Here is a 23,719-nt window from a genome sequence, read left to right on the forward strand (position 1 = left end):
ACGATTCGGACTACCATTCGGGCATGGCGAAGAAGCTCGTGATCAAGGTGACGGCGGGGGCCGATGCCCCGGAGCGCTGCTCACAGGCGTTCACCGTCGCGGCGGTGGCCGTGGCCAGTGGCGTCGACGTCTCCCTGTGGCTGACCGGCGAGTCCTCGTGGTTCGCGCTGCCGGGCCGCGCCGCCGAGTTCGAGCTCCCGCACGCCGCGCCGCTGCCGGACCTGATCGACTCGGTCCTCGCGGCCGGGCGCATCACCCTGTGCACGCAGTGCGCGGCCCGGCGCGAGATCACGGAGCAGGACGTACTGAAGGGCGTACGCATCGCGGGCGCGCAGGTGTTCGTGCAGGAGGCGATGGCGGACGGGACGCAGGCGCTCGTCTACTGACGCGTGTGCCGCGTGTGCCGCACAGGAAGCCATGGGCGCACCGGGCGCCTGTGCACCCAGAGGCAGAAGGGGTGCCCGGCCGGGTCGAACAGGACCCGTACGTCCTCCTGGGGCTGGTAGTCGGCGAGCTTGGCACCCTCGGAGACGGCACGGGCCGTCTCCCCGGCCAGGTCGTCGACCTCGATGTCGAGGTGCAGCATCATTCGCTGGTCACCGGGGCCCGCCGGCCACACGGGCGGCGTGTAGAGCCGCTCGGTCTCGAAGGCCAGCGCGGTGCCCTCGAACGGCGGGCCGATGAGCACCCAGTCGGGCTCCTCCGCGCGCACCACGTAACCGAGCAACCGCATGTAGAAGCCGGCCAGCTCATGCGCGTCGGGCGCATCGAACACCACGGTGGACAATCTCGTTCGCGACATGTGCGCCCTTTGCTGCCTTACTGCCGCCGCTTCTTCCCGTCCAGTTCGTCCCACCATTCGTCGGACTTGGGGTCCCCGGACGGGTCGTCCCACCACCGGTCCTCCGGCCCGCGCCGATTGGCCACCATCGCGGCCACCGGCGGAATCACCATGGCCACCACACACATCCCCACGGCCACGGGGATCGACCAGAGCCGCACGACTCCCCAGGCCAGGACGAAGAGCCCGATGCACGTCCCCATCATGGCGAAGTACATGTGACGCCGTCGTGCGTACATACATACAGCGTAGGCCCCGGAAAGCCATCCGGCGCAGAGCCGGAAAGCCATCGGGCGCGGGGGGCGGAAAGCCGTCCGGCGCAGGGCCGGAAAGCCGTCCGGCGCGGGGGCGGAAAAGCCGAAGGACCGCACCCCGATCCGGTAAGCGTCCAACCCCCGGGGGTGCGGCCCTTCAGCCGTTCAGATGACAGCCGTCAGGGACGGCGGTCTGCCGTTTCAGACGGCGATGGCGACCTCGGCGAGGCCGCCCGTCTGGGCGACGACCGTGCGGTCGGCGGTGCCGCCGGGCACGAGCGCCCGTACGGTCCAGGTGCCCTCGGCCGCGTAGAAGCGGAACTGTCCGGTGGCCGAGGTCGGGACCTCGGCGGTGAACTCGCCGGTCGAGTCCAGGAGGCGGACGTAACCCGTGACCGGCTCGCCGTCGCGGGTCACCTGCCCCTGGATCGTGGTCTCACCGGGCTTGATCGTCGAGGCGTCGGGGCCGCCGGCCTTCGCTCCACACATATTTCGATTCCGTCCTTCAGGCCTTGAGGGGTTACTTGTTGGCGCCGAGCTCGATCGGCACGCCGACGAGGGAGCCGTACTCGGTCCACGAGCCGTCGTAGTTCTTGACGTTCTCGACACCGAGCAGCTCGTGCAGCACGAACCAGGTCAGGGCCGAGCGCTCGCCGATACGGCAGTACGCGATCGTGTCCTTCGCCAGGTCGACCTGCTCCTCGGCGTAGAGCTCCTTGAGCTCGTCGTCCGACTTGAAGGTGCCGTCGTCGTTGGCGTTCTTCGACCACGGGATGTTGCGGGCGCTCGGGATGTGACCCGGACGCTGCGACTGCTCCTGCGGCAGGTGGGCCGGGGCCAGCAGCTTGCCGCTGAACTCGTCGGGCGAGCGGACGTCGACCAGGTTCTGCGAACCGATGGCCGCCACGACGTCGTCGCGGAAGGCGCGGATCGAGGTGTCCTGGGCCTTGGCCTTGTACTCGGTGGCGGCACGCTCGGGCACCTGCGAACCGTCGACCAGGTCGCGGGAGTCGAGCTCCCACTTCTTGCGGCCGCCGTCGAGGAGCTTCACGTTCTCGTGGCCGTACAGCTTGAAGTACCAGTAGGCGTACGAGGCGAACCAGTTGTTGTTGCCGCCGTAGAGGACCACCAGCGTGTCGTTGGCGATGCCCTTCGACGACAGGAGCTTCTCGAAGCCCTCCTGGTCGATGAAGTCACGGCGCACCGGGTCCTGGAGGTCCTTGGTCCAGTCGATCCGGATGGCGTTCTTGATGTGGTTCTTCTCGTACGCGGACGTGTCCTCGTCGACCTCGACGACGACCACGCTCGGGTCGTCCAGGTGGTCCTGGACCCAGTCGGCGCCTACCAGGACGTCGCTGCGGCTCATGCTCGTTCTCCTCCGGGGCAGTTGCGGCGGGGCGGTGCGTTAGAGAGGGGTGCGCGTTCATGCCGGTCACGGCTGCGCTGCACAAGAGTGGCCCTGACAAGAGAGGTCGAAGGGCCCGGCTCGCGGAAGTACGGACGCTTCCGCTCAGAAGGTGCGACAGAGCATGGCGGCGACGCGGCACAGGTCTACTGCCCGCCGCTTCGTGAGATCCGCCTGTCGCTTCATGCCGTCGATCGTAGGGATGGACAGGCGGCCATGTCACCGGTGTGTCGCATGATGAGATGCGATCGTCCGGGATGTGGGACGCCATACCCGGGAGCCCTCCCCGTCGGCTTTCCGGGCGCCCGGATCCGTCGTCACGATCATCCGCACATCTGCGGTACGGACGGGGCCGTCTCGCCCCTCGGACAACGGCCCTCTCCCTCCTACCCGACCAGCTTGACGTCCGAACCCTTCACCGAGATGTCGACGCCGCTCTTCGCCGCCTCGACCTTGTCGAGCTGGATGCCGCCGGGCAGTTCGTCGATCTTCTGCTGGAAGTCGGTGATCGCGCGGATGCGGCCCTCGGCGAGCTCGACGCCCAGCTTGGGCAGGGAGTCCGCGTGCACCTTCACCGTGTCGCCCGAGACGCTGACGGAGCTCAGCACGGAGACCGGCTGGGGCAGCTTGGTGCCGAGGACGGTCGCCGAGACGGTGACCTTGATCTTGCCGTTGCCGCCGTCGGAGAGGCCGATGACCTGGGCGGTGACGCCGGGGGCGACCTGGTTGGGCTCGGCCTTGGCGGCCTTGAGCAGCTCGGCGTAGCTGATGCTCGCGGTGCCGGTGGCGCTGTTGGCGGTGGCGGAGCTGTAGTCGCTGTTGAAGGCGACGCCGTGCATCTCGGCGTTCAGGTCGTCGATACGGATCTTGGACGTGGCGGCGTCGGTGCCGCCCGTCGACGCCTCGTAGTCCTTGATTCCGATCTTCACGTCGTCGAGCTGGCCGCCGGCGACCTGGGTGAGGAAGGGGAAGCCCTCGATGGACACGTCGGGGGTGCCGGCCAGGCCCTCGGTGGTCTTGATCCGGTCCGCCGCCTTGTTCTCCGCGAACCCGACCGCCACCCGGTCAGCGATGACGAACAGGCCGCCCAGGATGACGACGACGATCAGGGTTATTCGCAGTGCGCGCATGCTCGGTGTTTCCCCCACCTCGGCAGACCCGGTCTCAACGACCGAGTGGCCGTCGATCGCGAGCCTAACCCCGAAGGGCCCCCGTGTCGGGGGCCCTTCGGAGTGCTTGTCGATCAGCTGTGACGAACCGAGCGGCCAGGACCCGTCCGGCGGATCATGCCGAAGACGCGGGGCTCGGCACGCCTGATCCGCCTGACAGCGCTTAGCCGAGCGCGCGGCCCAGCAGGTAGACCACCGGGGCTGCGGCGGCCAGTGGCAGGGCCACGCCCGCGGTGAAGTGCACGAAACGGGACGGGTAGTCGTAACTGGCGACCCGGTGCCCGATCAGCGCGCAGACACCCGCGCCGAGCCCGAGGAAGGCGCCCTGGCCGCCCAGGTCCGTCATCCCGCCGACCACGGCACCGGCGCCCGCGGCGGCCGGCAGCGCGACCACCACGGAGGCCGCCGTGGGCAGCGGCAGCGCGCGGGCCAGGATCGCCACGGCGACCGCGGCGCCGCCCACCGTGACGGCGTCCGGCTCCGCCGCGAGGTGCCCGGCCGCGACGATCGACAGCGCCGCCGAGGCGACGGTCGCCATCAGGCCGTACATCCGGGTGTCCGGGTCCGCGTGGCTGCGCAGTTGCAGGACGAGGGTGAGCAGGACCCACACGCCGAGGGTGCCGAGGATCGCGGCGGGCGCGTTCTCCCGGCCGGCGACGAGCAGCGCCACGTCCGCGGTCACCGCGCCCAGGAACGCCAGCGCGATGCCCTGCCGGGCGGGCCACATCCCGTTCAGCCGGAACCAGCCCGCCGCCGTGACGGCCTGGAGCAGGACGAGGGGTACGACGAGCGCGTACTCCCCGATCGCCGCCGCCCCGGACAGCAGCAGCCCGAGCCCCGCCGTGAGCGCGGCCGGCTGGATCCCGGGTTCGATGATCGGCGACCGCCCCTCGGCCCGCGCACGCTGAGCATCGGTGATCCGGGGATTACCGGTGATGGTGGGCGGCCCGTAGCCGGGAGCGGCTTCCTGGTCCTGGTCCCGGTCCTGGCCTTGGGCAGTCGTCCCGCCGGGGCGCGACGGGTGGGCGAGGCCACCGGCACCGGGCGCCGTGGAGGCGGAGTCGTACGCGGGATCGGCACCCCCGGTCCACTGGGCGGCCGGCGTCTCCGGCGGCAGGGGCTGACCCACGGCGCCGTACCCCTGATAAGCCTGCGGAGGCGAATACGCCGTGTCCGCCGCGGAAACCGGCGTCTGCGCCTGCGTCTCCCAGGTCTGCCCCTCCCACTGCTGGGTGTACTGCTGCCACTCGGGCGTCTGCTGCTGAGGCGGCTGGGCCCCCTGCTGCCGATACGGGTCGTACCCCTCGTACGGCGGCTCATAAGGCGGCTCGTACGGCGGCTCGTACGGCGGTTCATACGGCTGGTTGCTCATCGTCTCGCTCACCCTCCTGCGAACGGCGGGAGCACCTCGACCGTGCCGCCCTCGGCCAGCCGTACCGTCTCATGCCCGCGGGTCCCCACGGGGTCACCGTCGATGAGGAACGAGCATCGCCGCAGGACGCGGACGAGTTCTCCGGGGTGTCGCTCACGGGCCGCGTCGAGCGCCTCGGCGAGCGTGCTCGCGTCGTACGGCTCCTCGGCGACGCCTGCCGCGGCCTTGGCGGCGGCCCAGTAACGCACCGTGCCCTTTGCCATCTCGATCCTCAATCAGTGCGTGTGTGCAATGCCTGCACTCAGGGGATCCGGTGCATCAGCGGATCCTGTGAACACCGTCAGGCTAGCCCGCGTGCGCGACGGCCCAGTCCCCGATCCGGGCGAGCAGCTCGTCGTCGGCCGCGTTCTCGGCGTGGCCCATCCCGTGCTCCAGCCACAGTCCGGCATGGCCCCCGGAGGCCTCGGCCAGCATCTTCGGGTGGTCCACCGGGAAATAGCCGTCCTGGTCGCCGTGGACGATGAGCAGCGGGGTGGGCGCGATGAGCGGGACGGACTCGGCGGGAGAGGCGGGGACCGGGTCCCAGTCGCGGTGGTGGATCCGCGTCCGCAGGCCGTAGCGGCCCACGGCCCGACCCACGGGACGGGTCACCAGCCAGTGCAGGCGCCGCATGGGGGCCGTGCCCCGGTAGTACCAGCGGGCGGGCGCGCTCACCGAAACCACGGCGTCCGGATGCGCTTCCGTGCGCCCCTCGTGCTTCTGCGCCGGGTGCCCCGCATTCCGATGGATCGCGGCGTGCCGCAGCACCACCGAGCCGCCCATCGAGAAGCCGACCGTCGCGACCCGCGGGTGCCCCAGCTCGCGCGCCCACGCCACGGCGGCCGCCAGATCGTGCACCTCGCGGTCGCCGACCGTGGAACTGCCGCCGGAGGCCCCGTGACCACGGAAGGAGAAGGTGACCACGGCCGCGCTGCGCGCCAGGACGCCCGCCGCGCGGCGCACGTGCGGACGGTCCAGGTCGCCCGTGAAGCCGTGCGCGACGACGATCGCGAGGTCACCCGAAGGCGTCGTTCCGGGCTCGTACGCCGCATCGATCGTCACCCCGTCGACCGTACGGAGAAACCTCCGCGACGGGGTGCGCGGTGCTGTCTCAAGGTGTGGACTATTGAAAGATCGCGTCACATGACCTGCCGGACCTGAGCTCATGTGGGCTATTCTGCTGGGCAGAGGACTCGGGCAGCGAAGCCCCCGGGTCCTTTTGTGCTTTCGGAAGCGTTGTATACGAAGCGGGAAACCGCAGGTGTACGGGGCCCCGGACGCGACGCGGATCCCAGGGGCGCGGGAGCCGCACGTACAGAGCAGTGCCGCAAACGTCCTCGCAGGGACCGAGGAGGAACCAGACGTTATGGGCGAGCGAACCGTGCACGAACGTAGGACGACCCAGGCAGGTGGGGCGCGATGAGTTCTCTGCTGCTCCTGACCAATGCCCTTCAGCCGTCGACGGAGGTGCTTCCTGCCCTCGGCCTGCTGCTCCACAACGTGCGTGTGGCCCCCGCGGAGGGACCCGCACTCGTCGACACCCCCGGCGCCGACGTCATCCTCATCGACGGACGCCGTGATCTCCCCCAGGTCCGCAGCCTGTGTCAGCTGCTGCGCTCCACGGGCCCCGGCTGTCCCCTCATCCTCGTCGTCACCGAGGGCGGTCTCGCGGCCGTCACCGCCGACTGGGGCATCGACGACGTGCTGCTCGACACCGCCGGTCCGGCCGAGGTCGAGGCCCGGCTGCGGCTCGCCATGGGCCGCCAGCAGATCGTCAACGACGACTCCCCGATGGAGATCCGCAACGGCGATCTCTCCGTGGACGAGGCGACGTACAGCGCCAAGCTCAAGGGCCGGGTCCTCGACCTGACCTTCAAGGAGTTCGAGCTCCTCAAGTACCTCGCGCAGCACCCGGGCCGCGTCTTCACCCGCGCCCAGCTTCTCCAGGAGGTCTGGGGTTACGACTACTTCGGTGGCACGCGGACGGTCGACGTCCACGTACGACGGCTGCGCGCGAAGCTCGGACCGGAGCACGAGTCGCTCATCGGCACCGTGCGGAACGTCGGTTATCGATTCGTTACGCCTGAGAAGGTGGACCGCGCCGCGGACGAGGCGAGGGCCAAGGCGGCCCAGCCAAAGCCGGATGATGCGGACGAGACGGCGCACCTCGACGCCGTCGACGCCACGGAGGCCACAGCGGGGGCACAGGAAGCCGCCGTACGCCCTGCCCAGAGGTAGGTCCATCCGCGTAGACTCCGCGCGTGGCCAAGGTGACTAGGGATGATGTGGCACGGCTGGCGGGTACCTCCACCGCCGTCGTCAGCTATGTCATCAACAACGGACCGAGGCCGGTTGCCCCGGCCACGCGCGAGCGCGTTCTCGCCGCGATCAAGGAGCTGGGGTACCGGCCCGACCGGGTCGCCCAGGCCATGGCGTCGCGGCGGACCGAGCTCATAGGCCTGATCATTCCGGATGCGCGGCAGCCGTTCTTCGGCGAGATGGCGCACGCGGTCGAACAGGCCGCCGCCGAGCGCGGGAAAATGGTGCTCGTCGGCAACACCGACTACATCGCCGAGCGTGAGGTCCACTACCTGCGCGCCTTCCTCGGTATGCGCGTCTCCGGCCTGATCCTCGTCAGCCACGCGCTCAATGACAACGCCGCCGCGGAGATCGACGCCTGGGACGCCCGCGTGGTGCTGCTGCACGAGCGGCCCGAGGCGATCGACGACGTCGCAGTCGTCACCGACGACATAGGCGGCGCCCAGCTCGCCACCCGCCACCTCCTGGAGCACGGCTACGAGTACGTCGCCTGTCTCGGCGGTACGGCGGAGACCCCGGCTGTCGGCGACCCCGTCTCCGACCACGTCGAGGGCTGGCGGCGCGCGATGCAGGAAGCCGGGATCCCGACGGAGGGGCGCCTCTTCGAGGCCCCGTACAACCGCTACGACGCCTACCAGGTCGCCCTCGGGCTGCTCGCCGGCCCGGACCGGCCGCCGGCCATCTTCTGCTCCACGGACGACCAGGCGATCGGCCTGCTGCGCGCCGCTCGCGAGCTGCGCATCGATGTGCCCGGGGAGCTGGCCGTGGCCGGCTTCGACGACGTCAAGGAAGCCGCGCTGACGGACCCGCCGATGACGACGATCGCGTCGGACCGGTCGGCCATGGCCCGGGCGGCCGTGGATCTCGTCCTCGACGACGGTTTGCGGGTCGCCGGGTCGCGGCGTGAGCGGCTGAAGGTCTTCCCGTCCCGGCTGGTCGTGCGGCGGTCCTGCGGCTGCCAGTGAGCCGCGAGCCCGTTGTAACTGGTCGCGCCCGCGTGCGGCTGATCGCGCCCACGCGTAGGGCTGATCGCGCCCGCGCGGCGGAGCCCCGGATGCCACAGAACCCGCACCCCTGGCGGGGCGCGGGTTCTCTGCTTCCAGAACAGCGGGTTGTACGGGTCCAGGGCTTTTAGAACAGCAAGTTGTACTGGTTGAAGCCCGAGCCGAGGCTGATCCGTGAGCCGAAGAGGCTGCTGGACGCCTTGTTGGTGCCGGGGTAGAGCCAGAGCTTGCCGGCGGAGTCGCGGGTGATGACGTCGGCGATGCCGTCGCCGGTCACGTCGCCGTTGGACACGTACGAGGTGAAGTTCCAGCCCGTACGCGCCTGGATCCGTGCCGCGAACGGCGCCTTCTCCACCTGCGTGCCCTTGTAGAGGTAGAGGACGCCCGAGCTGTTGCGGACCAGCAGGTCGGCGCGGCCGTCGCCGGACAGGTCGCCGTGACCGAAGATCTTCACGTTCTTCCAGGCCTTGTCGACGACCTTGACGCGGCCGTAGAACTGGCCGTTGCCCTTGCCCGGGTAGAGGTAGACCGAGCCGTCGGCGTCCACCGCGACGAGGTCGGGGCGGGCGTCACCCGTCATGTCGCCCGGAACGGCATAGGACTTGTAGCCGCCCCACACCGAGCTGATCTGCGTCCACTCGTACGCACCGGAGCTGTGGTTCAGGTGGTTGCGGTACAGCTTGCCGTCGCCCTTGTCGCGGACGATCAGGTCCTGGTAGAAGTCCCGGTCCAGGTCGGCCTGGAGGCCCCAGCTGATGCCCTCCCAGCCGCTGCCCTGGTAGGCGCGTGCCGTGAGCGAGGTGCCCTTGCTGTCCTGTTCGAAGAGGCCCCCGGAGGGCGTGCGCTCCAGCAGGTCGGCCTTGCCGTCGAAGGTCAGGTCCGCGTCGTCGATGCGCGGCTGGGCCGCCCAGGTGTACGAGGTCACCTTGGTGAACACCGGGTAGGCGCCCTTGGCCGTGCAGCCCGCGACGCCCCACGAGACGATGCCGATGACCTTGTTGTTGGCGATCACCGGGCCGCCGGAGTCACCGTTGCAGGGGCTCTTGGTGCCCTCGTCCGTGCCGGTCGCCGGCGTGCCCGCGCAGAACATCGAGCCTTCGACGAAGTCGTCCTCACCGAGGACCGACCGCATCGCGGAGTCACAGGTGGCGTCGTCCCGCAGCGTCAGGTCGACCGTGCGCAGCCTGGCCGAAAGGTCGGCGCCGTCGGCACCGGAGGTCAGGCCCCAGCCGTAGACCGTGCCGGTCAGGCCCGCGGTGTACTGCGCGACGTCGCCCGCGGCCGACAGCCGCATCCACTTCTGCTCCAGCGGGCGGTCGAGGGTCAGGACCGCGATGTCGTTCTGGGTGGTCGTGGGGTTGTAGCGCGGGTGGTTCCACTGGCGGTAGACGCCCGCGACGGTGCCGGTGCTGCTGTCGTACAGGTCGGCGGTGCCCGCCAGCACGGCGCCGTTCTTCGCCCAGTCCAGGCCGGCCACGCAGTGCGCCGCCGTCAGGACCTTGTTCGGGGCGACGAGGGTGCCGCCGCAGAAGTAGCCCTCGTCGGTGGTGCTGTCGTAGTAGGCGAGCTGGACCATCCACGGCGCGGAGTCGATCGTCGTCTCGCTGCCGCCGATGATGAACGGAGTCTTCTTGGGGGTCGCGTCCGCGGTCGCCTGGTCCTTGGCGGCCTCGACGACCCGGCTGCGCAGCTCCTTGTCGGAGGTGGTCGGCTTCACCGGTGCCGACTGCTCGGCAACCGGCAGCGAGGGGCCGTCCGCCGCGGTCGCGGGCTGCGCCGCGAGGGCGCCGACGCAGGTCAGCGCCAGCGCCAGCGCGAGGGCGGCCGCGGGGAACGCCGTGACGGGGCGTCTCGGACGGCCGCGCAGGGCACGTATCACTCAGGGCTCCTGGGGTGGGTGCGTGTGGTGTCGTTTCATGTCGTGAGAGGCCCGAGAAGGGCGTGCGACGCACCCGCGCGAATCCATGCGGACACACATGCGGACAGACATGCGGACAGAAGTGACCACACAGCCGCTTGCATCGATTCAGGCGAACCGCGGAGCCCCCCTCCGGCGCGGAGATCGTAGGCCTCACGCGTCCCCGCGCACACGGCTTGCACAGCAGGCAGACAAGTATTCGTCCGCACCGTTCCCCACCATCACCCCGGCGCAACCCCCTGTTTCCCGGGCCCCAGCGCCCTTATATCGGGCATACGAGGTTCTGTCGGGCTTCTCAGGGGGCACTCAGGGAGCTCTCATGATCGCGGGACAAGCTTTTTCCATGACCGAGAGCTTCCGCCGCAGCGGCGAGTACCCCGAGGGCGACGACCACCAGTCCCCGTACCCCGAGCAGCAGCAGCACGCCTCCTCCCCCGTGAACCCCGAGTGGCCTCCCCCGCCGGCCTACGAGCCGGTCGCGCCGGTCGCCGTCGAGCCGGGCACCACCGTGTGGCCGGGCTCCGGTCAGGGTGGCGGCGGCAACGAGGGCCACGGCGGCGCGGGCTACGACAGCGGCTACGGCAGTGGCGGCGCGGGCCATGACGGCGGCGGATACGGCGGTGGTGGATACGGCGGTGGCGGATACGGCGGCGGTGGCTACGGCAGTGGCGGATACGCCGGCCACCCGGGCGCCCCCGAGTCGGCCGCGGCGAGCACCGCGGTCCTCATGGCCGAGCCGGTCCCCGCGCAGGACGCGCCCGCCGCCGCTCCGAAGAAGCGCGCGAAGGGCCCGCTGGCCCTGCTCGCCGCCGTGGCGATAGTCGCCGCCGCCATCGGAGGCGGTACGGCGTACGGCATCCAGGAGCTGACCGGCAGCGACACCGTCTCCTCCAGCAGCACCAGCACCAGCGTGGTGCCCACCAGCCAGAAGGGCACGGTCGCCGGGGTCGCCAAGGCGGTCAGCCCGAGCATCGTCGAGGTCAACGCGACCTCGAACGCGGGCTCGTCCACCGGCGCGGGCGTGATCATCACCTCCGGCGGCGAGATCGTCACCAACAACCACGTCATCTCGGGCGCCTCGTCGATCAAGGTGCAGCTGAGCAACGGCAAGTCGTACACCGCGCGGGTCGTCGGCACCGACAGCAAGAAGGACCTCGCCCTGATCAAGCTGGACAACGCGCCGTCCGGTCTGAAGGCCGCCACGCTCGGCAACTCCGACGGCGTCCAGGTCGGCGACCAGGTCGTCGCGATCGGCTCCCCCGAGGGCCTGACCGGCACCGTCACCAGCGGCATCGTCTCGGCCCTGAACCGCGACGTGACCGTCTCCACGGACGAGAGCCAGGGCCAGCAGCAACAGCAGGGCGGCAACGGCCAGTGGCCGTTCGAGTTCGGCGGCCGCCAGTTCAACGGCGACACCGGCTCGTCCACCACCACGTACAAGGCGCTCCAGACCGACGCCTCGCTGAACCCCGGCAACTCGGGCGGCGCGCTGATCGACATGAACGGCAACATCATCGGCATCAACTCCGCGATGTACTCGGCCGCTTCGGACTCGTCCTCGTCCTCGTCGAGCGCCGGCAGCGTCGGCCTCGGCTTCGCCATCCCGATCAACACCGTGAAGGCCGACCTGTCCGCACTGCGGGCCGGCGGCTCGAACTGACCCGAGATGACCTGAGCTCACCCCCGTGAGCCGACCTTGGAGGTCGACATGATCAAGCAGGTTCCGATGGCACGGTTCTCCCTCAGGCAGGTTTCCCACGCCGACGCCGGCGTGGACCCGGCCGGGCTCGGCATCGCCCTGGAGGTCGCCCGCGAACTGCACACGCCGACGCGGCCCCGGCCGCCGGAGGTGGCCGTGGTCCCGCAGCTGATGGGCCTGCGGATGTCCTCCGCGCACCCGCACCGCCGCAAGGTTCCGCTGAGCCGCCTCAGCAAGCTGCCCGGCTGAACCGGATCTTTCACTCGCCGACGCTTCACGAACCCGACCGGAAACGTGCGAGGCTGAAGACGTCAGCCCTCGTCCCACCGCACCCGAGGAACCCCGCCCATGAGCCCCGCCGATGGCGACCGTGACCCCCAGCGCATCCTGATCGTCGACGACGAGCCGGCCGTGCGCGAAGCCCTCCAGCGCAGCCTCGCCTTCGAGGGGTACGACACCGAGGTCGCGGTCGACGGTGCGGACGCCCTGGAGAAGGCGACGGCCTACCAGCCCGACCTGGTCGTCCTGGACATCCAGATGCCCCGGATGGACGGCCTGACCGCCGCCCGCCGGATGCGCGGCGCGGGCACGACCACGCCGATACTGATGCTGACGGCCCGGGACACGGTCGGCGACCGGGTCACCGGCCTGGACGCCGGCGCCGACGACTACCTCGTCAAGCCCTTCGAACTCGACGAGCTCTTCGCCCGGGTCCGGGCGCTGCTGCGGCGCAGTTCCTACGCGGCCGCGGCGGTCGGCACCCAGGAGGACGACGCGCTCGTCTTCGGCGACCTCCGCATGGACCTGGCCACCCGCGAGGTCACCCGGGCGGGCCGCCAGGTGGAGCTCACCCGTACCGAGTTCACCCTCCTGGAGATGTTCCTGGCCCACCCGCGCCAGGTCCTCACCCGCGAGCAGATCCTGAAGGCCGTCTGGGGCTTCGACTTCGAGCCCTCCTCCAACTCCCTCGACGTGTACGTCATGTACCTGCGCCGCAAGACCGAGGCGGGCGGCGAGCCGCGCCTCGTGCACACGGTGCGGGGTGTGGGATATGTGCTGCGGTCGGGTGGCGCGGAGTGATCAAGGTGGTACGCCGGTTCCGGTCCCTGCCGATCCGGACGCGATTGGCCCTGTTGGTCGCGGCGGCGGTGGCGTTCGGGGTGGCGGCGGTCTCGGTGACGTGTTGGTTCATCGTGCAGGGGAAGCTGTACCAGGAGATCAACAACAATCTCAAGGCGCAGAAGGGACCCGTGTCGTACGGGGCGGTCCAGCGCGCCGGCAACAACTGTGGCAAGGACCCGAAGAGCAGCACCGACAGTCCCCGCCGGTCCGAGTACTACTCCCAGGTGGTCCAGGCGAACGGCACCGTCTGCGCCTTCGACAACTCCGCGGGCACGGTGAAGGTCACCAGTAGCGACACGGACGTGGCCAAGTCCCCGAAGTTGGGCGTGGACACGCTCCGGAGCGGAACCGACAGCAACGGCGACGCCGTACGGGTGCTGACCATGCCGCTCGTCGTCAGCGACGGTCCGGTCAGCGGCCCGTCCGTCGTCCCGAACGCCGCCCTCGTCGTCGCTCTCCCGCTCAAGGGCACCCAGGCCACCCTCAACGACCTCGCCCTGCTCCTCCTTCTCGTCTCCGGCATCGGAGTGGTGGGCGCCGGAGCCGCGGGCCTGGCGGTCGCCCGGGCGGGCCTGCGTCCCGTCGACAAGCTCACCGAGGCCGTCGAGCACGTGGCCCGCACGGAAGACCTCTCCGTACGCATCCCGGTGGAGGAGGAGAGCGAAGACGAGATCGCCCGCCTCTCCCGCTCCTTCAACTCGATGACCGCCTCTTTGGCAAGCTCCCGTGAGCTCCAGCAACAGCTCATCGCCGACGCCGGTCACGAGCTCCGTACGCCGCTCACCTCCCTCCGTACGAACATCGAACTCCTCACCCGCAGTGAGGAGATGGGCCGCCCGATCCCCCCGGCGGACCGCAAGGCACTGCTCGTCTCGGTCACCGCGCAGATGACGGAACTGGCGTCGCTGATCGGCGACTTGCAGACGCTGTCGCGTTCGGACGCGGGGACGCCGACCGACCGGGTGCAGGTGATCGCGTTGCAGGACACCGTCGAGGCGGCCCTGCGCAGGGCGCGGCTGCGCGGGCCGGAGCTGACGATCACGGCGGACGTGCAGCCCTGGTTCGTACGGGCGGAACCGTCGGCTCTGGAGCGGGCGATCGTGAACATCCTGGACAACGCGGTGAAGTTCAGCCCCGAGGGCGGGACCATCGACGTGACGCTCAAGGAGGGCGAACTCACCGTCCGGGACCACGGCCCCGGTATCCCCTCCGACGAACTCCCGCACGTCTTCGACCGCTTCTGGCGCTCCCCGAGCGCCCGCGCCCTGCCGGGCTCCGGCCTGGGCCTGTCGATAGTGGCGCGGACGGTGCAGCAGGCGGGCGGCGAGGTGTCGCTGACTCCCGCCCTGGGCGGCGGCACGGTGGCGAGCATCCGCGTGCCGGGCGCCCCGACCCCTCCGCCCGAGGCGCCGTAGGGCCTCAGCGCGGACGCGGACCAGGAAGCCGTACCTCCGCGATCCTCATCAGCCGGGCGAGGAGGAGGTACGCCGACGCCATGGCGGCCGTCCCCGCGACGAGCGCGAGCGCCGTGGCCGGGGTGCCGGAGCCCAGTGCGGCGGCGGTGGCCCGGGCCGCGGCCCAGCCCAGCCCCGCGGCGACGGCCGAGGCGCACAGCAGCTTCCCGTACAGACGGCGCAGGCCTCCGTCGTCGAGACGGCCGCCGAGTCGGCTGCGCAGCAGCCGTGCGGTGATCAGGAGCCCGGCCAGGTACGACAGGGTGTACGCGGCCGCCATGCCGGTCACCGACCAGCGCGCGGGGAGCAGCAGGTGGCAGGCGGTGGCCAGCGCGATGTTCACCACGGCGATCCAGGCGGCCATGAAGAACGGGGTCCGGGTGTCCTCGAAGGCGTAGAAGCCGCGCAGCAGCAGGTACTGGGCGGAGAAGGGGATCAGGCCCAGGCCCAACGCCTGAAGCATGTACCCGGTCGGCTGCGCGGACGCGGCGTCCGCGGCGCCGTGGGCGAACAGCAGCGCCGCGATCCGCGGGCCCAGCGTGAGGAAGAGGAATCCGGCGGGCACGATGATCACGCCGGTGATCCGCAGGGCCCGGGCGAGATCCGCGCGCAGATCGGCGGTGCGGCCCTCCGAGACCGCCCTGCTCATGCGCGGCAGCAGCGCGGTCACCAGGGAGACGGTGACGATGGACTGCGGAAGCAGCCAGATGGTCTGGGCGTATGTGTAGGCGGTGTAGCCGACGCCGGCGTCCGGGAGTTCCGCGTCGGCGGCGTTGGCGTAGTTGGTGACCACGGCCAGGGCGACCTGGTTTACGAGCACGAAGAGCAAGGTCCACTTCGCGGCGTGGACGCTCTTGCCCAGACCGGTTCCGCGCCAGTCGAACCGAGGGCGGAACCGGAAGCCGGCCGCGCGCACGAAGGGGATCAGGGCGAGGGCCTGCACGGCTATGCCGGCCGTCGTACCGAGCCCCAGGAACCGCACCTGCGCCGTCGTGATGTCCTCGACCCGGTCCGGGACGGTCATCAGCCCCAGATAGACCCCGAACATGCCGATCAGAACGGCGTTGTTCAGCACCGGCGTCCACATCATCGCGCCGAACTTCTCGCGGGCGTTGAGGACTTGGCCCAGGATGCCGAACATTCCGTAGAAGAAGATCTGCGGCAGCAGGAACCGCGCGAAGACCACGGTCAGTTGGAAGGCCTGGTGGTGGTCCGGGGTGTCGCGCATGTACACGCCCACGATGTCCGGGGCCGCCCACACCGCCAGCGCCGTCCCCGCGCCCAGAACACACAGGACGAGCGTCACCAGGCGCTGCTCATAGGCCCGCCCGCCGTCCGGTTGCGTCACGCGGGCCCGCACCAGCTGGGGCACGAGCACGGCGTTGAGCGCGCCGCCGATCAGCAGGGTGTAGAGGCTCGTCGGCACCGTGTTCGCCGTGTTGTACGTACTGGCCAGCAGGCCGGTGCCCAACGCGGCGGCCTGCAGCACCTGCCGTACCAGTCCGGTCGCCCGCGACACCACGGTGCCCAGCGCCATCAACACCGACGAACGCGCCGGCCCGCCCCTTTCCGCCTCGGCCTTCGGGGCAGCATGGCGCCCCTTCGCCCGATCCCCCGCCGCGGTCCGCGTGCCCTCCACCATCCCGCAAACCTACGTCCTCAAGATCAGGCACTGCTCACTTTTGACGGCCTGCTCCGAATTTTCGACCGCCACCGCCGAAGGACGGATGGCGGCGGGCCGCGCCGGTCGGCCGGCAGGGCCCAGCCGCTCCGGCACCCCTCACCCGTCGCATCCCTCGCACCGCCCAGCCTCCCCACACCCCACTCCCAGGCCTGCCACAGCCTCCCGTTACACGTTGGAGTGATGGCGCGGAAGATCCTGTTGGCCGATGACGACGTGGCCGTACGTGAGGGGCTCGACCGGCTGCTCAGGTTCGAGGGGTACGAGACCGTCCTCGCCGGGGACGGCCGCGAGGCCCTCGCTCTCGTGGGCGGGGCGGACGGGTGGCCAGACCTGGTGCTGATGGACGTCACCATGCCCGGGCTCGACGGTCTGGCCGCCACCCGGCGGATCCGGGCCTCCGGGTCCACCGTCCCCATCCTCATGATCACCGGCCGGGACGCGGTCGGCGACCGTATCGTCGCGCTCGACAACGGCGCCGACGACTATCTGATGAAACCCTTCGCGAGCGAGGAACTCCTCGCGCGGGTACGGGCGTTGCTGCGCCGCAGCCCGCGACGGGAGCACGATCCGGACGGGTCCTCCGCCGGCGGCCGGCTCACCTTCGAGGACCTCGCCATGGACGTGCGCACCCGCACGGTCACCCGCGACGGCCATCCGCTCGACCTCACCAAGACCGAGCACGCGCTGCTGGAGTACCTGCTGCGGAACCCGGCCAAGGTGCTCAGCCGGGCCCAGATCCTCAAGGAGGTCTGGGGCTTCGACTTCGAGCCGACGTCCAACACGCTGGACGTGTACGTGATGTATCTGCGCCGGAAGACCGAGAGCCGGGGCGGACCCCGGCTCATCCACACCGTGCGGGGGCTGGGCTACACGCTCCGCGCCGCCGCGAGGTAGTCGAGTTCGAGTGCGGTCGTCGGCGTCGGCGTCGCGAGCCGCGCGTAGGCCCCGCCGTACGCCATCAGCTCGTCGTGCGTGCCGGCCTCCACCAGGCGTCCGCCGTCGACGACCAGGATGCGGTCGGCGTCGGGCGCCAGCGACAGATCGTGAGTGATCATGATGGTCGTACGGCCCGCCATCAGCCGGCGCAGCGGCTGCACCACGCGGCGCGCGGCGACCGAGTCGAGTCCGGTCGTGGGCTCGTCGAGGACGAGGACGGGGGCACCGCGCAGCATGGCGCGGGCGATGGCGATCCGCTGGAGCTGGCCGCCGGAGAGGGTGGCCGTGCCGGGCGCGATCTCGGTGTCGTACCCCTCGGGCAGCGCGCTGATGAACTCGTGCGCGACGGCGTCCCGGGCGGCCCGCTCGATCTCGGCCAGGGACGCGCCCGGCCGTCCGCACTCGATGTTCTCGCGGATCGTGCCGTGCAGGACGAGGGTCTCCTGGGGCAGCAGCGCGACGTTCTCGCGCAGGAACTCCAGGGATACGTCGGTCAGCGGGACGCCGTCGAGGCAGATCACGCCGGCCGTGGGGTCGTAGAAGCGGGTCAGGAGCTTGGAGAGGGTGGACTTTCCGGCACCGCTGGGTCCGGTGACGATGACGAGTTCGCCGGGGCCGGCCGTGAAGGTCACGTCGTGCAGGCAGTCGCGCTCGGCGCCCGGGTAGCGGAACGACATGCCGTGGAAGCTGACCCAGCCGCGTACGGGCCATCGCCGCACCGGCTCGGCGGGGTCCTGGACGGCGGGCTCGGTGTCCAGGACCTCCTGAAGCCGCTCGGCGCCCGCGGTGGCGGCGGTGAGGGTGAGCCCGAGCTGACCGAGGTTGCGGATCGGCGGGTAGAGATAGCCGAGGAAGGCGGCGAAGGCGAGCAACTGGCCGAGCGACATGCGGCCCTGCGAAATCTCCCAGGCGCCCAAGCCGATCACCGCGAGGACGCACACCGTCTCGACGACCTCGATGACCTGCTCGTACATCTCGCTCGCCCGCGCCCCGCGCACGGACGCCCGCATCCAGGCGCGCGCCTCCCGGTCGAGGCGCTTCTCCTCGGCGCGGCGGCGGTTGTACGCCTGCGTCAGGACCACGTTGCCGAGGGCCTCCTCGACGACGGAGGTGATCGCGCCGTCGGCGGCGCGCTCCTCCTGGGAGGCCGTCCTGATCCGCCCGGAGAAGCGGCGGGCGGCGACCAGGAAGAGCGGGGCGAGGACGAAGGTGACGAGGGCGAGGTCCCAGCGCAGCCAGAGGGCCGCGGCGGCGTAGAAGAGGGCCGAGAAGACGGCGGAGACGGTCCCGACCACCCCCGACACGACCATCTGTTCGATGGCCTCGACGTCGCCGGTGAGGCGTTCGACCAGGTCACCTCGGCGGTGCTGCTGAAAGAAGTGGGGAGGCAGATCCTGGACGTGCCGGAACACACCCGCGCGAAGCCGCAGCACGAATCTCTCGGCGGTCCACACGGCGAGGGAATTGCCGAGGTACCCGACGAGCGCACCGATCACGGCGACACCGAGCCAGGCTCCGGCCGGGCCCCAGAACGCGGAAAGCGACCCCACCTTCAAGGCGTGATCGGTCAGCTCGGCGAAGAGCAGGATCGACGCCGTCTCGGCGAGCGCCGCCACGACCACACAGCCGATGATCAGCACCAGCCACTTGCGGTCACCGCGCGTCAGCGGCCAGAAGCGCGCGAACGCTTCCTTCACTTCCCGCATGTCAACTCCCCTTCCACCGAGCCTCTTTGCCAGCCTCTTTGCCGACCTCTTCACCGGCCTTTTCACTGACCCTTCTGCCGGACCTTTCGCCGGCCTTTCGCCGGCCTTCCCTCGGCCCCGACATGGCCGAGGCGGGGCCGCCGGATCGATTCCGGGGCCCCGCCTCGCAGCAGCTACTAGCGGCCGTCGCGGCTCACCGGGCGCTTCTTCGGCGCGGGCTTGGCGGGCTTGTGCGCCTTCTTCGGAGCGGGAGCGGCCTTGTGCTGCTTCTTGACCGGGGCGATCTTGTGGAAGCTCATGGGGGTCTCCTTCTTCTCGGTGGGTGAATTCCCTTTGCCGTTTGCGTCGTTCGCTTTCGACAAGGCAAACACTACGGGACCCCGGGCCCGGAAATCGCCAATTCAGCTGAGACCTCAATGAATTACAGCTGAAAGAAATTCTTAGCGAGCGGACGGAACCAACCGCCCACTCACACAGAATTTATTACGGATCTCACCTGGAACTTACTGAGGGAATTGAGAGGTTAATTGAGCCGACCGGTGTTCTGTCAATGCCCGATCGTCAGGGCCGACCCCGTCATCCGAACCCGGATCCCGTCCTTCTCCACGCGTACGTCGCGCAGCCGCAGGTCGCCGTCCTTCGGATGCGGCAGGCGGAATCCCAAGGACAGTTGGTCCACGAGGACGGGACGGGTGAGCCGGGAGAGGCCGTCGAGGAGGGCCGGGTCCAGGCCGAAGCGCTTCAGGAGCGCCGGGTGGGCGATCGCCACGTCAAGGAGGTTCACGCGCATCGCCCGTCGCGCGAACGTCGCTGAGCCCGTCAGCGAGGCGAGCTTGGTGTCGTCGCGCAGCGCCTCACGCACCGCCGCGTCCGGCACCCCGAGGCGACGCACGATCGACGGGACGGAGAGCAGGGCCCGCGCCTTGGCGGTCTCCTTGCCGAGGCGCGCCACCGAACGCGGGGTGAGATGCAGGCCCTCCGAGGCACGGGCGCCCGGCCGGTACGTCGCCAAGTCGCCGATGTCCAGGCGCATTCCGTCGATCTGCGTCGAGATGCCGCGCTCACCGTCGCGGCCGATACGGGCGTCGGCCCGGAGTCTCAGATCGTGTCCGGCGACGGGCAGCGTGCCACGCGCCCGCACCCGGTCGTGGCCGTGCCCGGTGAACGTCACCTGAGACGCGCCGAGTTCACGGTTCAGGTCGTCGAAGGAGAGCAGCACCTCGCCGTGCAGCGCGGGGACATGGGCACCTCGTACGGTGGTGGGGTCGTCGCCGCTGTCGAGCCGTACATGCGTCGCCGTCGCCGACACCTCCGCCAGCGAGACCCGGTCGGCGGCCACGTCCGGCACGGTCACCTTCACGGAGTCCAACCGGTGGTCGGCGAGTTGGGTGAGGAACGGAAAGCCCCCGATCTCGACCTCGGGCGCGGCGGCCAGGTGCAGCTGGTCCTTGAGTTTGCCGGCCGCCTCGTGCTCGGCGTACAGCAGCGCCCAGCGGTCGGTGAGGGTGAGGAACGAGGCGAGGGACAGGACGAGAACGGCCGCCTTCACCGCGAACGGCAGTCCGGCCAGGCGTTTCCGGCGGCGGCGGCCGGCCCTGCGGTGGTTGGGCGGGGCCCAGTCCTCCTCCGGCACCGCTTCCGGCGCCTGGGCCGGTTCGTCCTCGTGGAGGAACTCCTCCAGCGGCCCGTCGTCCAGAGCGGCGAGCTCTTCGTAGGGGTTGGTATAGGGATGCGTTGTCATGCGGTGGGGGGTACGCATCGATCCATCCGACCATGCGTACCGCCCCTGTCCGCAACCGCTACCACCCGTATGCGATCTACCTCACGGCATTCCCGGTCGCTACTTCACGATCGTGATCCGGTCCGCCGCCGGCACCGGATACGGCGTGGCGGCCGAGGAGTTGGCCGTCAGGTAGGACTCGAAGGCCGCCAGGTCGTCGCCGCCGACGACGACGTTCGTGCCCTTGCCGAGTTCGGCGAATCCGTCGCCGCCGCCCGCGAGGAAGGAGTTCATCGCGACGCGGTAGGTGGCGGCGGGGTCGATCGCCGTGCCGTTGAGCTTGACGGAGCCGGTGACGACGCGAGCCGCGCCCGTCCTGGTCAGGTCCAGCGTGTACGTCAGGCCCTTCGACACCTGGAGGATCTTCGGCGCCGCCTCGTTCGCGCCGCTGACCTGCTGCTGAAGCGCCGTGAGCAGCTGCGCTCCGGTCAGGTCGACCAGGTTGACGGTGTTGGCGAAGGGCTGCACCGTGTAGGCCTCCCCGTAGGTCACCACGCCGTCGCCCTCGCCGCCGCTCGCCGGGTAGGTGAGCCCGGCGCGGATGCCGCCCGGGTTCATCACCGCGAGGTCGGCCTCGGGGTCCACGGACCTGGCGTACGCGAGTTGCGCGTCGGCGATCAGGTCGCCGAGCGGGGACTCGGTGCCGGCGTTGCCGATGTCGCCCGCGACATGGCCGATGGGGCGGGAGGCGACCGGTGCGGAGAGCGTCTTCCACTTGCTGATCAGGGCCGTCATGTCGGCGGCCTTCGCCACGTCACGGGTGACGACGTGGTTCGCGGACTTCACCGCCGTACGGGCGATGTCACCGGTCCAGCGGTCGTACGTCAGCGTCGTGTCGGTGTAGAGCCGGCCGAAGGAGGAGGCCGAGGTCACCATGCGGGGCTTGCCCGCCGGGTCCGGGACGGTGCATGCGTACGCCTGGTGGGTGTGGCCGGTGACCAGCGCGTCCACGGCCGGCGTGACGTTCTTGGCGATGTCGACGATCGGACCGGAGATGCCGTCACCGGCGCCGGGGCTGTCGCAGTCGTAGTTGTACGACTGCGACGCGGGCGCGCCGCCCTCGTGGATCAGGGCGACGATCGACTTCACACCCTGGCGCTGGAGCACCTTGGCGTACTTGTTGATCGTCTCGACCTCGTCGCCGAACTTCAGGCCCTTGACGCCGTCGGCGGAGACGATGTTCGGGGTGCCTTCGAGGGTGACGCCGATGAAGCCGACCTTGACGCCGTTCTTCTTCCACACCCAGTAGGGCTTGAGGATCGGCTTTCCGGTCTTCTCGTCGGTGACGTTCGCCGCGAGGTAGGGGAAGTCGGCGCCGGTGAACTTCTCGCTGTCGTCGTAACAGCCGTCCTTCGGGTGGCAGCCACCGTTCTGCAGGCGGGCCAGTTCCTTGGCGCCCTCGTCGAACTCGTGGTTGCCGACCGAGGTGACATCGAGGTCGAGCTTGTTCAGCGCGTCGATCGTCGGCTCGTCGTGGAAGAGGCCGGAGATCAGCGGGGAGGCGCCGACCATGTCACCGGCGGCGGCCGTGATCGAGTACGTGTTGCCCTTGCGGGCGTCGCGCAGATGCGTGGCGAGGTACTCGACGCCACCCGCGTCGATGGTCTTGGTGGTGCCGTCCGCCTCCTGCTCCGTGACCCGGCCCGAGGAGCCGGACGGCGGCTCCAGGTTGCCGTGCAGGTCGTTGAAGGACAGCAGTTGTACGTCCTGGTAGCGGCCGCTGCCCTGGTGGTGCAGGGGCGTCGCCTTGTCCTGACCCGCGCTGGCGGGCATCGCCGCGGCCAGCGCACCGACGGTGGCGAGGCCTGCGGCGGCGGCGAGGATGCGATGGGTACGTCTGTGCCGGGGCGTCTGCGGCATGGTTCCCCCCTGTAGGAGCTGTAGGAGTTGTGCGAGCTGTGCGAGCTGTGCGGGACGACTGTGGGGCGGCGGTGGCTGCCGTGTGGCTTTGCCCGCACTTTAGATTCAACGCGCGTAGCGCAACAGGGGGTCGGGGGTTACCAGTTGGTTGCCGCCGAGGGCACTTCGCCATGAAACGGGCAGGCCTTACCCTCGTAGCCATGACCAGCGACGACACCGCACCGCCCGCCTACTCCCGCTCCATCGAGACCTACACCGCGCTCTCCCCGGGCCAGGCCGAGGACGTGCTCCGGCTGCTCGCGGAGGCCGCCCGGGCCGACGGGCAGCAGGCGGTGTCCGAGCAGGGGCGGCTGCAGCTCAAGGGCGGGGCCCGGGAGGGCGTACGGCATCTGCTGCTGACCGTCGGCGACCAGCTGCTGGGGTACGCGCAGCTGGAGGACACCGACCCGGTGGAGGCCCCGGCCGCCGAGCTGGTCGTGCACCCGGCGTACCGCGGGCACGGGCACGGGCGGGCGCTGGGCTCGGCGCTGCTCGGCGAGTCCGGGAAGCGGCTGCGGGTGTGGGCGCACGGCGGGCACTCGGCCGCCCGGCACCTCGCGCAGGTTCTCGGACTCACGCTCTTCCGCGAACTGCGTCAGATGCGGCGGCCGTTGGCGGGCCTCGACCTGCCCGAACCGAAACTCCCGGACGGTGTCTCCGTCCGCGCCTTCGTACCGGGGCGGGACGACACGGCCTGGCTGGCGGTGAACGCCGAGGCCTTCGCCCACCATCCCGAGCAGGGCTCCCTCACCCAGCGCGACCTGGACGACCGGATGGCCGAACCGTGGTTCGACCCGTCCGGGTTCTTCCTCGCCTTCCGCGACGGCCGGCTCGTCGGCTTCCACTGGACCAAGGTCCACGCGGAGGAGCAGCTCGGCGAGGTGTACGTCCTCGGGGTCCGCCCCGGCGCCCAGGGGGGCGGCCTCGGCAAGGCCCTCACCACCATCGGCCTGCGCCACCTCGCCGCGCAGGGCCTGCCCACCGCGATGCTCTACGTCGACGCCGACAACAAGGCGGCGGTGACCGTGTACGAGCGGCTCGGCTTCTTCACCCACGAGACGGACCTGATGTACCGGACGGAGTCCTGACCGCAGCACGTACCGGACGGAGTCCTGACA

The 23,719-nt window shown here is 70.4% G+C and carries 24 protein-coding genes; 9 read left to right on the forward strand and 15 right to left on the reverse strand.

Annotated features, from left to right (window positions below):
• The first annotated feature begins 23 nt into the window (after positions 1-23).
• Positions 24-386 carry a DsrE family protein gene (locus tag ACFVXA_RS15225; RefSeq protein ID WP_362026799.1) on the forward strand — a complete coding sequence of 121 codons (363 nt, stop codon included), beginning with the start codon at positions 24-26 and terminating at the stop codon, positions 384-386.
• Here the strand turns inward: ACFVXA_RS15225 and ACFVXA_RS15230 are convergent.
• The 9 genes from ACFVXA_RS15230 to ACFVXA_RS15270 all read right to left on the reverse strand — a co-directional run bounded on the left by ACFVXA_RS15230 (position 380) and on the right by ACFVXA_RS15270 (position 6,247).
• The gene (locus ACFVXA_RS15230) at positions 380-778 is read right to left on the reverse strand and encodes a VOC family protein (protein ID WP_362026802.1); all 399 of its coding nucleotides are present in this window, start codon (positions 776-778) and stop codon (positions 380-382) included. The two genes, ACFVXA_RS15225 and ACFVXA_RS15230, sit on opposite strands and share 7 nt — an antisense overlap.
• Before the next feature lie 41 nt (positions 779-819).
• A complete protein-coding gene (locus ACFVXA_RS15235; RefSeq protein ID WP_362026805.1) occupies positions 820-1,080 on the reverse strand; it encodes a DUF3099 domain-containing protein in 261 nt (86 codons plus the stop codon).
• A gap of 216 nt (positions 1,081-1,296) precedes the next feature.
• Positions 1,297-1,584, reverse strand: coding sequence for a DUF1416 domain-containing protein (locus ACFVXA_RS15240; RefSeq protein WP_054232391.1), 288 nt, complete (start codon positions 1,582-1,584; stop codon positions 1,297-1,299).
• Positions 1,585-1,615: 31 nt separating this feature from the next.
• Positions 1,616-2,461, reverse strand: coding sequence for a sulfurtransferase (locus ACFVXA_RS15245; protein WP_362026809.1), 846 nt, complete (start codon positions 2,459-2,461; stop codon positions 1,616-1,618).
• Positions 2,462-2,605: 144 nt separating this feature from the next.
• Positions 2,606-2,686, reverse strand: a complete 81-nt coding sequence (locus ACFVXA_RS15250) for a putative leader peptide (protein WP_350310325.1) — start codon at positions 2,684-2,686, stop codon at positions 2,606-2,608.
• A 200-nt stretch (positions 2,687-2,886) separates the two neighbouring features.
• Positions 2,887-3,630 (reverse strand): DUF2993 domain-containing protein, encoded by a 744-nt coding sequence (locus tag ACFVXA_RS15255; protein ID WP_383739198.1) that lies wholly within the window; start codon positions 3,628-3,630, stop codon positions 2,887-2,889.
• A 202-nt stretch (positions 3,631-3,832) separates the two neighbouring features.
• On the reverse strand, positions 3,833-5,041 hold the full coding sequence (locus ACFVXA_RS15260) for a hypothetical protein (protein WP_390025209.1): 1,209 nt from the start codon (positions 5,039-5,041) through the stop codon (positions 3,833-3,835).
• Positions 5,042-5,049: 8 nt separating this feature from the next.
• Entirely contained in the window at positions 5,050-5,304 is a 255-nt protein-coding gene (locus ACFVXA_RS15265; RefSeq protein WP_362026818.1) for a MoaD/ThiS family protein, read from the reverse strand.
• An 82-nt stretch (positions 5,305-5,386) separates the two neighbouring features.
• Positions 5,387-6,247: an alpha/beta hydrolase gene (locus ACFVXA_RS15270; RefSeq protein ID WP_390025211.1), complete on the reverse strand. Its 861-nt coding sequence runs from the start codon at positions 6,245-6,247 to the stop codon at positions 5,387-5,389.
• 252 nt (positions 6,248-6,499) lie between these two features.
• Here ACFVXA_RS15270 and ACFVXA_RS15275 point away from each other — a divergent pair, with 252 nt between their 5' ends.
• Positions 6,500-7,318, forward strand: a complete 819-nt coding sequence (locus ACFVXA_RS15275) for a winged-helix domain-containing protein (protein ID WP_383739207.1) — start codon at positions 6,500-6,502, stop codon at positions 7,316-7,318.
• 23 nt (positions 7,319-7,341) lie between these two features.
• Complete coding sequence (locus ACFVXA_RS15280; RefSeq protein WP_362026827.1) at positions 7,342-8,364, forward strand: LacI family DNA-binding transcriptional regulator; 1,023 nt, start codon at positions 7,342-7,344, stop codon at positions 8,362-8,364.
• Between the two features lie 166 nt (positions 8,365-8,530).
• On the opposite strand, the gene ACFVXA_RS15285 is transcribed toward ACFVXA_RS15280, so the two are convergent.
• On the reverse strand, positions 8,531-10,282 hold the full coding sequence (locus ACFVXA_RS15285; protein WP_383900814.1) for a trypsin-like serine protease: 1,752 nt from the start codon (positions 10,280-10,282) through the stop codon (positions 8,531-8,533).
• A 382-nt stretch (positions 10,283-10,664) separates the two neighbouring features.
• Between ACFVXA_RS15285 and ACFVXA_RS15290 the strand changes: the two genes are divergently transcribed.
• The 4 genes from ACFVXA_RS15290 (at position 10,665) to ACFVXA_RS15305 (ending at position 14,557) form a co-directional block, all read left to right on the forward strand.
• Positions 10,665-11,981 carry a S1C family serine protease gene (locus ACFVXA_RS15290; protein ID WP_390025213.1) on the forward strand — a complete coding sequence of 439 codons (1,317 nt, stop codon included), beginning with the start codon at positions 10,665-10,667 and terminating at the stop codon, positions 11,979-11,981.
• A 48-nt stretch (positions 11,982-12,029) separates the two neighbouring features.
• On the forward strand, positions 12,030-12,269 hold the full coding sequence (locus tag ACFVXA_RS15295; RefSeq protein WP_362026836.1) for a hypothetical protein: 240 nt from the start codon (positions 12,030-12,032) through the stop codon (positions 12,267-12,269).
• A gap of 99 nt (positions 12,270-12,368) precedes the next feature.
• Positions 12,369-13,100: a response regulator transcription factor gene (locus ACFVXA_RS15300; RefSeq protein ID WP_362026839.1), complete on the forward strand. Its 732-nt coding sequence runs from the start codon at positions 12,369-12,371 to the stop codon at positions 13,098-13,100.
• Positions 13,097-14,557 (forward strand): ATP-binding protein, encoded by a 1,461-nt coding sequence (locus tag ACFVXA_RS15305; RefSeq protein ID WP_390025215.1) that lies wholly within the window; start codon positions 13,097-13,099, stop codon positions 14,555-14,557. The genes ACFVXA_RS15300 and ACFVXA_RS15305 overlap by 4 nt, the downstream gene beginning before the upstream one ends.
• A gap of 4 nt (positions 14,558-14,561) precedes the next feature.
• Here ACFVXA_RS15305 and murJ read toward each other — a convergent pair whose 3' ends face one another.
• On the reverse strand, positions 14,562-16,238 hold the full coding sequence (murJ, locus tag ACFVXA_RS15310) for a murein biosynthesis integral membrane protein MurJ (RefSeq protein WP_390025217.1): 1,677 nt from the start codon (positions 16,236-16,238) through the stop codon (positions 14,562-14,564).
• 222 nt (positions 16,239-16,460) lie between these two features.
• Here murJ and ACFVXA_RS15315 point away from each other — a divergent pair, with 222 nt between their 5' ends.
• On the forward strand, positions 16,461-17,174 hold the full coding sequence (locus ACFVXA_RS15315) for a response regulator transcription factor (RefSeq protein ID WP_383739224.1): 714 nt from the start codon (positions 16,461-16,463) through the stop codon (positions 17,172-17,174).
• Here the strand turns inward: ACFVXA_RS15315 and ACFVXA_RS15320 are convergent.
• From ACFVXA_RS15320 to ACFVXA_RS15335, 4 genes are all read right to left on the reverse strand, one after another.
• Positions 17,147-18,922, reverse strand: a complete 1,776-nt coding sequence (locus tag ACFVXA_RS15320; protein WP_390025219.1) for an ABC transporter ATP-binding protein — start codon at positions 18,920-18,922, stop codon at positions 17,147-17,149. The two genes, ACFVXA_RS15315 and ACFVXA_RS15320, sit on opposite strands and share 28 nt — an antisense overlap.
• Positions 18,923-19,098: 176 nt before the next feature.
• On the reverse strand, positions 19,099-19,221 hold the full coding sequence (locus tag ACFVXA_RS15325; protein WP_362026854.1) for a hypothetical protein: 123 nt from the start codon (positions 19,219-19,221) through the stop codon (positions 19,099-19,101).
• A gap of 248 nt (positions 19,222-19,469) precedes the next feature.
• Positions 19,470-20,681, reverse strand: a complete 1,212-nt coding sequence (locus tag ACFVXA_RS15330; protein WP_390025221.1) for a DUF2993 domain-containing protein — start codon at positions 20,679-20,681, stop codon at positions 19,470-19,472.
• Between the two features lie 81 nt (positions 20,682-20,762).
• Positions 20,763-22,562, reverse strand: a complete 1,800-nt coding sequence (locus ACFVXA_RS15335; protein ID WP_389752432.1) for a bifunctional metallophosphatase/5'-nucleotidase — start codon at positions 22,560-22,562, stop codon at positions 20,763-20,765.
• 200 nt (positions 22,563-22,762) lie between these two features.
• Here ACFVXA_RS15335 and mshD point away from each other — a divergent pair, with 200 nt between their 5' ends.
• Positions 22,763-23,689, forward strand: coding sequence for a mycothiol synthase (gene mshD / locus ACFVXA_RS15340; RefSeq protein ID WP_383739233.1), 927 nt, complete (start codon positions 22,763-22,765; stop codon positions 23,687-23,689).
• Positions 23,690-23,719: the final 30 nt, after the last annotated feature.

The organism is Streptomyces sp. NPDC058246, from assembly GCF_042881985.1.
In the GTDB taxonomy this organism is placed as follows: Bacteria; Actinomycetota; Actinomycetes; order Streptomycetales; family Streptomycetaceae; genus Streptomyces.

What these genes read in the sequence shown, in the direction of transcription:
- ACFVXA_RS15330 (WP_390025221.1), bottom strand. Translation starts at nt 20,681, where the DNA reads ATGCGTACCCCCCACCGCATGACAACGCATCCCTATACCAACCCCTAC.
- ACFVXA_RS15315 (WP_383739224.1), top strand. Translation starts at nt 16,461, where the DNA reads ATGGCGCGGAAGATCCTGTTGGCCGATGACGACGTGGCCGTACGTGAG.
- ACFVXA_RS15335 (WP_389752432.1), bottom strand. Translation starts at nt 22,562, where the DNA reads ATGCCGCAGACGCCCCGGCACAGACGTACCCATCGCATCCTCGCCGCC.
- ACFVXA_RS15290 (WP_390025213.1), top strand. Translation starts at nt 10,665, where the DNA reads ATGACCGAGAGCTTCCGCCGCAGCGGCGAGTACCCCGAGGGCGACGAC.
- ACFVXA_RS15260 (WP_390025209.1), bottom strand. Translation starts at nt 5,041, where the DNA reads ATGAGCAACCAGCCGTATGAACCGCCGTACGAGCCGCCGTACGAGCCG.
- ACFVXA_RS15250 (WP_350310325.1), bottom strand. Translation starts at nt 2,686, where the DNA reads ATGAAGCGACAGGCGGATCTCACGAAGCGGCGGGCAGTAGACCTGTGC.
- ACFVXA_RS15245 (WP_362026809.1), bottom strand. Translation starts at nt 2,461, where the DNA reads ATGAGCCGCAGCGACGTCCTGGTAGGCGCCGACTGGGTCCAGGACCAC.
- ACFVXA_RS15295 (WP_362026836.1), top strand. Translation starts at nt 12,030, where the DNA reads ATGATCAAGCAGGTTCCGATGGCACGGTTCTCCCTCAGGCAGGTTTCC.
- ACFVXA_RS15270 (WP_390025211.1), bottom strand. Translation starts at nt 6,247, where the DNA reads ATGAGCTCAGGTCCGGCAGGTCATGTGACGCGATCTTTCAATAGTCCA.
- ACFVXA_RS15225 (WP_362026799.1), top strand. Translation starts at nt 24, where the DNA reads ATGGCGAAGAAGCTCGTGATCAAGGTGACGGCGGGGGCCGATGCCCCG.
- ACFVXA_RS15265 (WP_362026818.1), bottom strand. Translation starts at nt 5,304, where the DNA reads ATGGCAAAGGGCACGGTGCGTTACTGGGCCGCCGCCAAGGCCGCGGCA.
- ACFVXA_RS15235 (WP_362026805.1), bottom strand. Translation starts at nt 1,080, where the DNA reads ATGTACGCACGACGGCGTCACATGTACTTCGCCATGATGGGGACGTGC.
- ACFVXA_RS15275 (WP_383739207.1), top strand. Translation starts at nt 6,500, where the DNA reads ATGAGTTCTCTGCTGCTCCTGACCAATGCCCTTCAGCCGTCGACGGAG.
- mshD (WP_383739233.1), top strand. Translation starts at nt 22,763, where the DNA reads ATGACCAGCGACGACACCGCACCGCCCGCCTACTCCCGCTCCATCGAG.
- ACFVXA_RS15240 (WP_054232391.1), bottom strand. Translation starts at nt 1,584, where the DNA reads ATGTGTGGAGCGAAGGCCGGCGGCCCCGACGCCTCGACGATCAAGCCC.
- ACFVXA_RS15300 (WP_362026839.1), top strand. Translation starts at nt 12,369, where the DNA reads ATGAGCCCCGCCGATGGCGACCGTGACCCCCAGCGCATCCTGATCGTC.
- ACFVXA_RS15325 (WP_362026854.1), bottom strand. Translation starts at nt 19,221, where the DNA reads ATGAGCTTCCACAAGATCGCCCCGGTCAAGAAGCAGCACAAGGCCGCT.
- ACFVXA_RS15320 (WP_390025219.1), bottom strand. Translation starts at nt 18,922, where the DNA reads ATGCGGGAAGTGAAGGAAGCGTTCGCGCGCTTCTGGCCGCTGACGCGC.
- ACFVXA_RS15255 (WP_383739198.1), bottom strand. Translation starts at nt 3,630, where the DNA reads ATGCGCGCACTGCGAATAACCCTGATCGTCGTCGTCATCCTGGGCGGC.
- murJ (WP_390025217.1), bottom strand. Translation starts at nt 16,238, where the DNA reads ATGGTGGAGGGCACGCGGACCGCGGCGGGGGATCGGGCGAAGGGGCGC.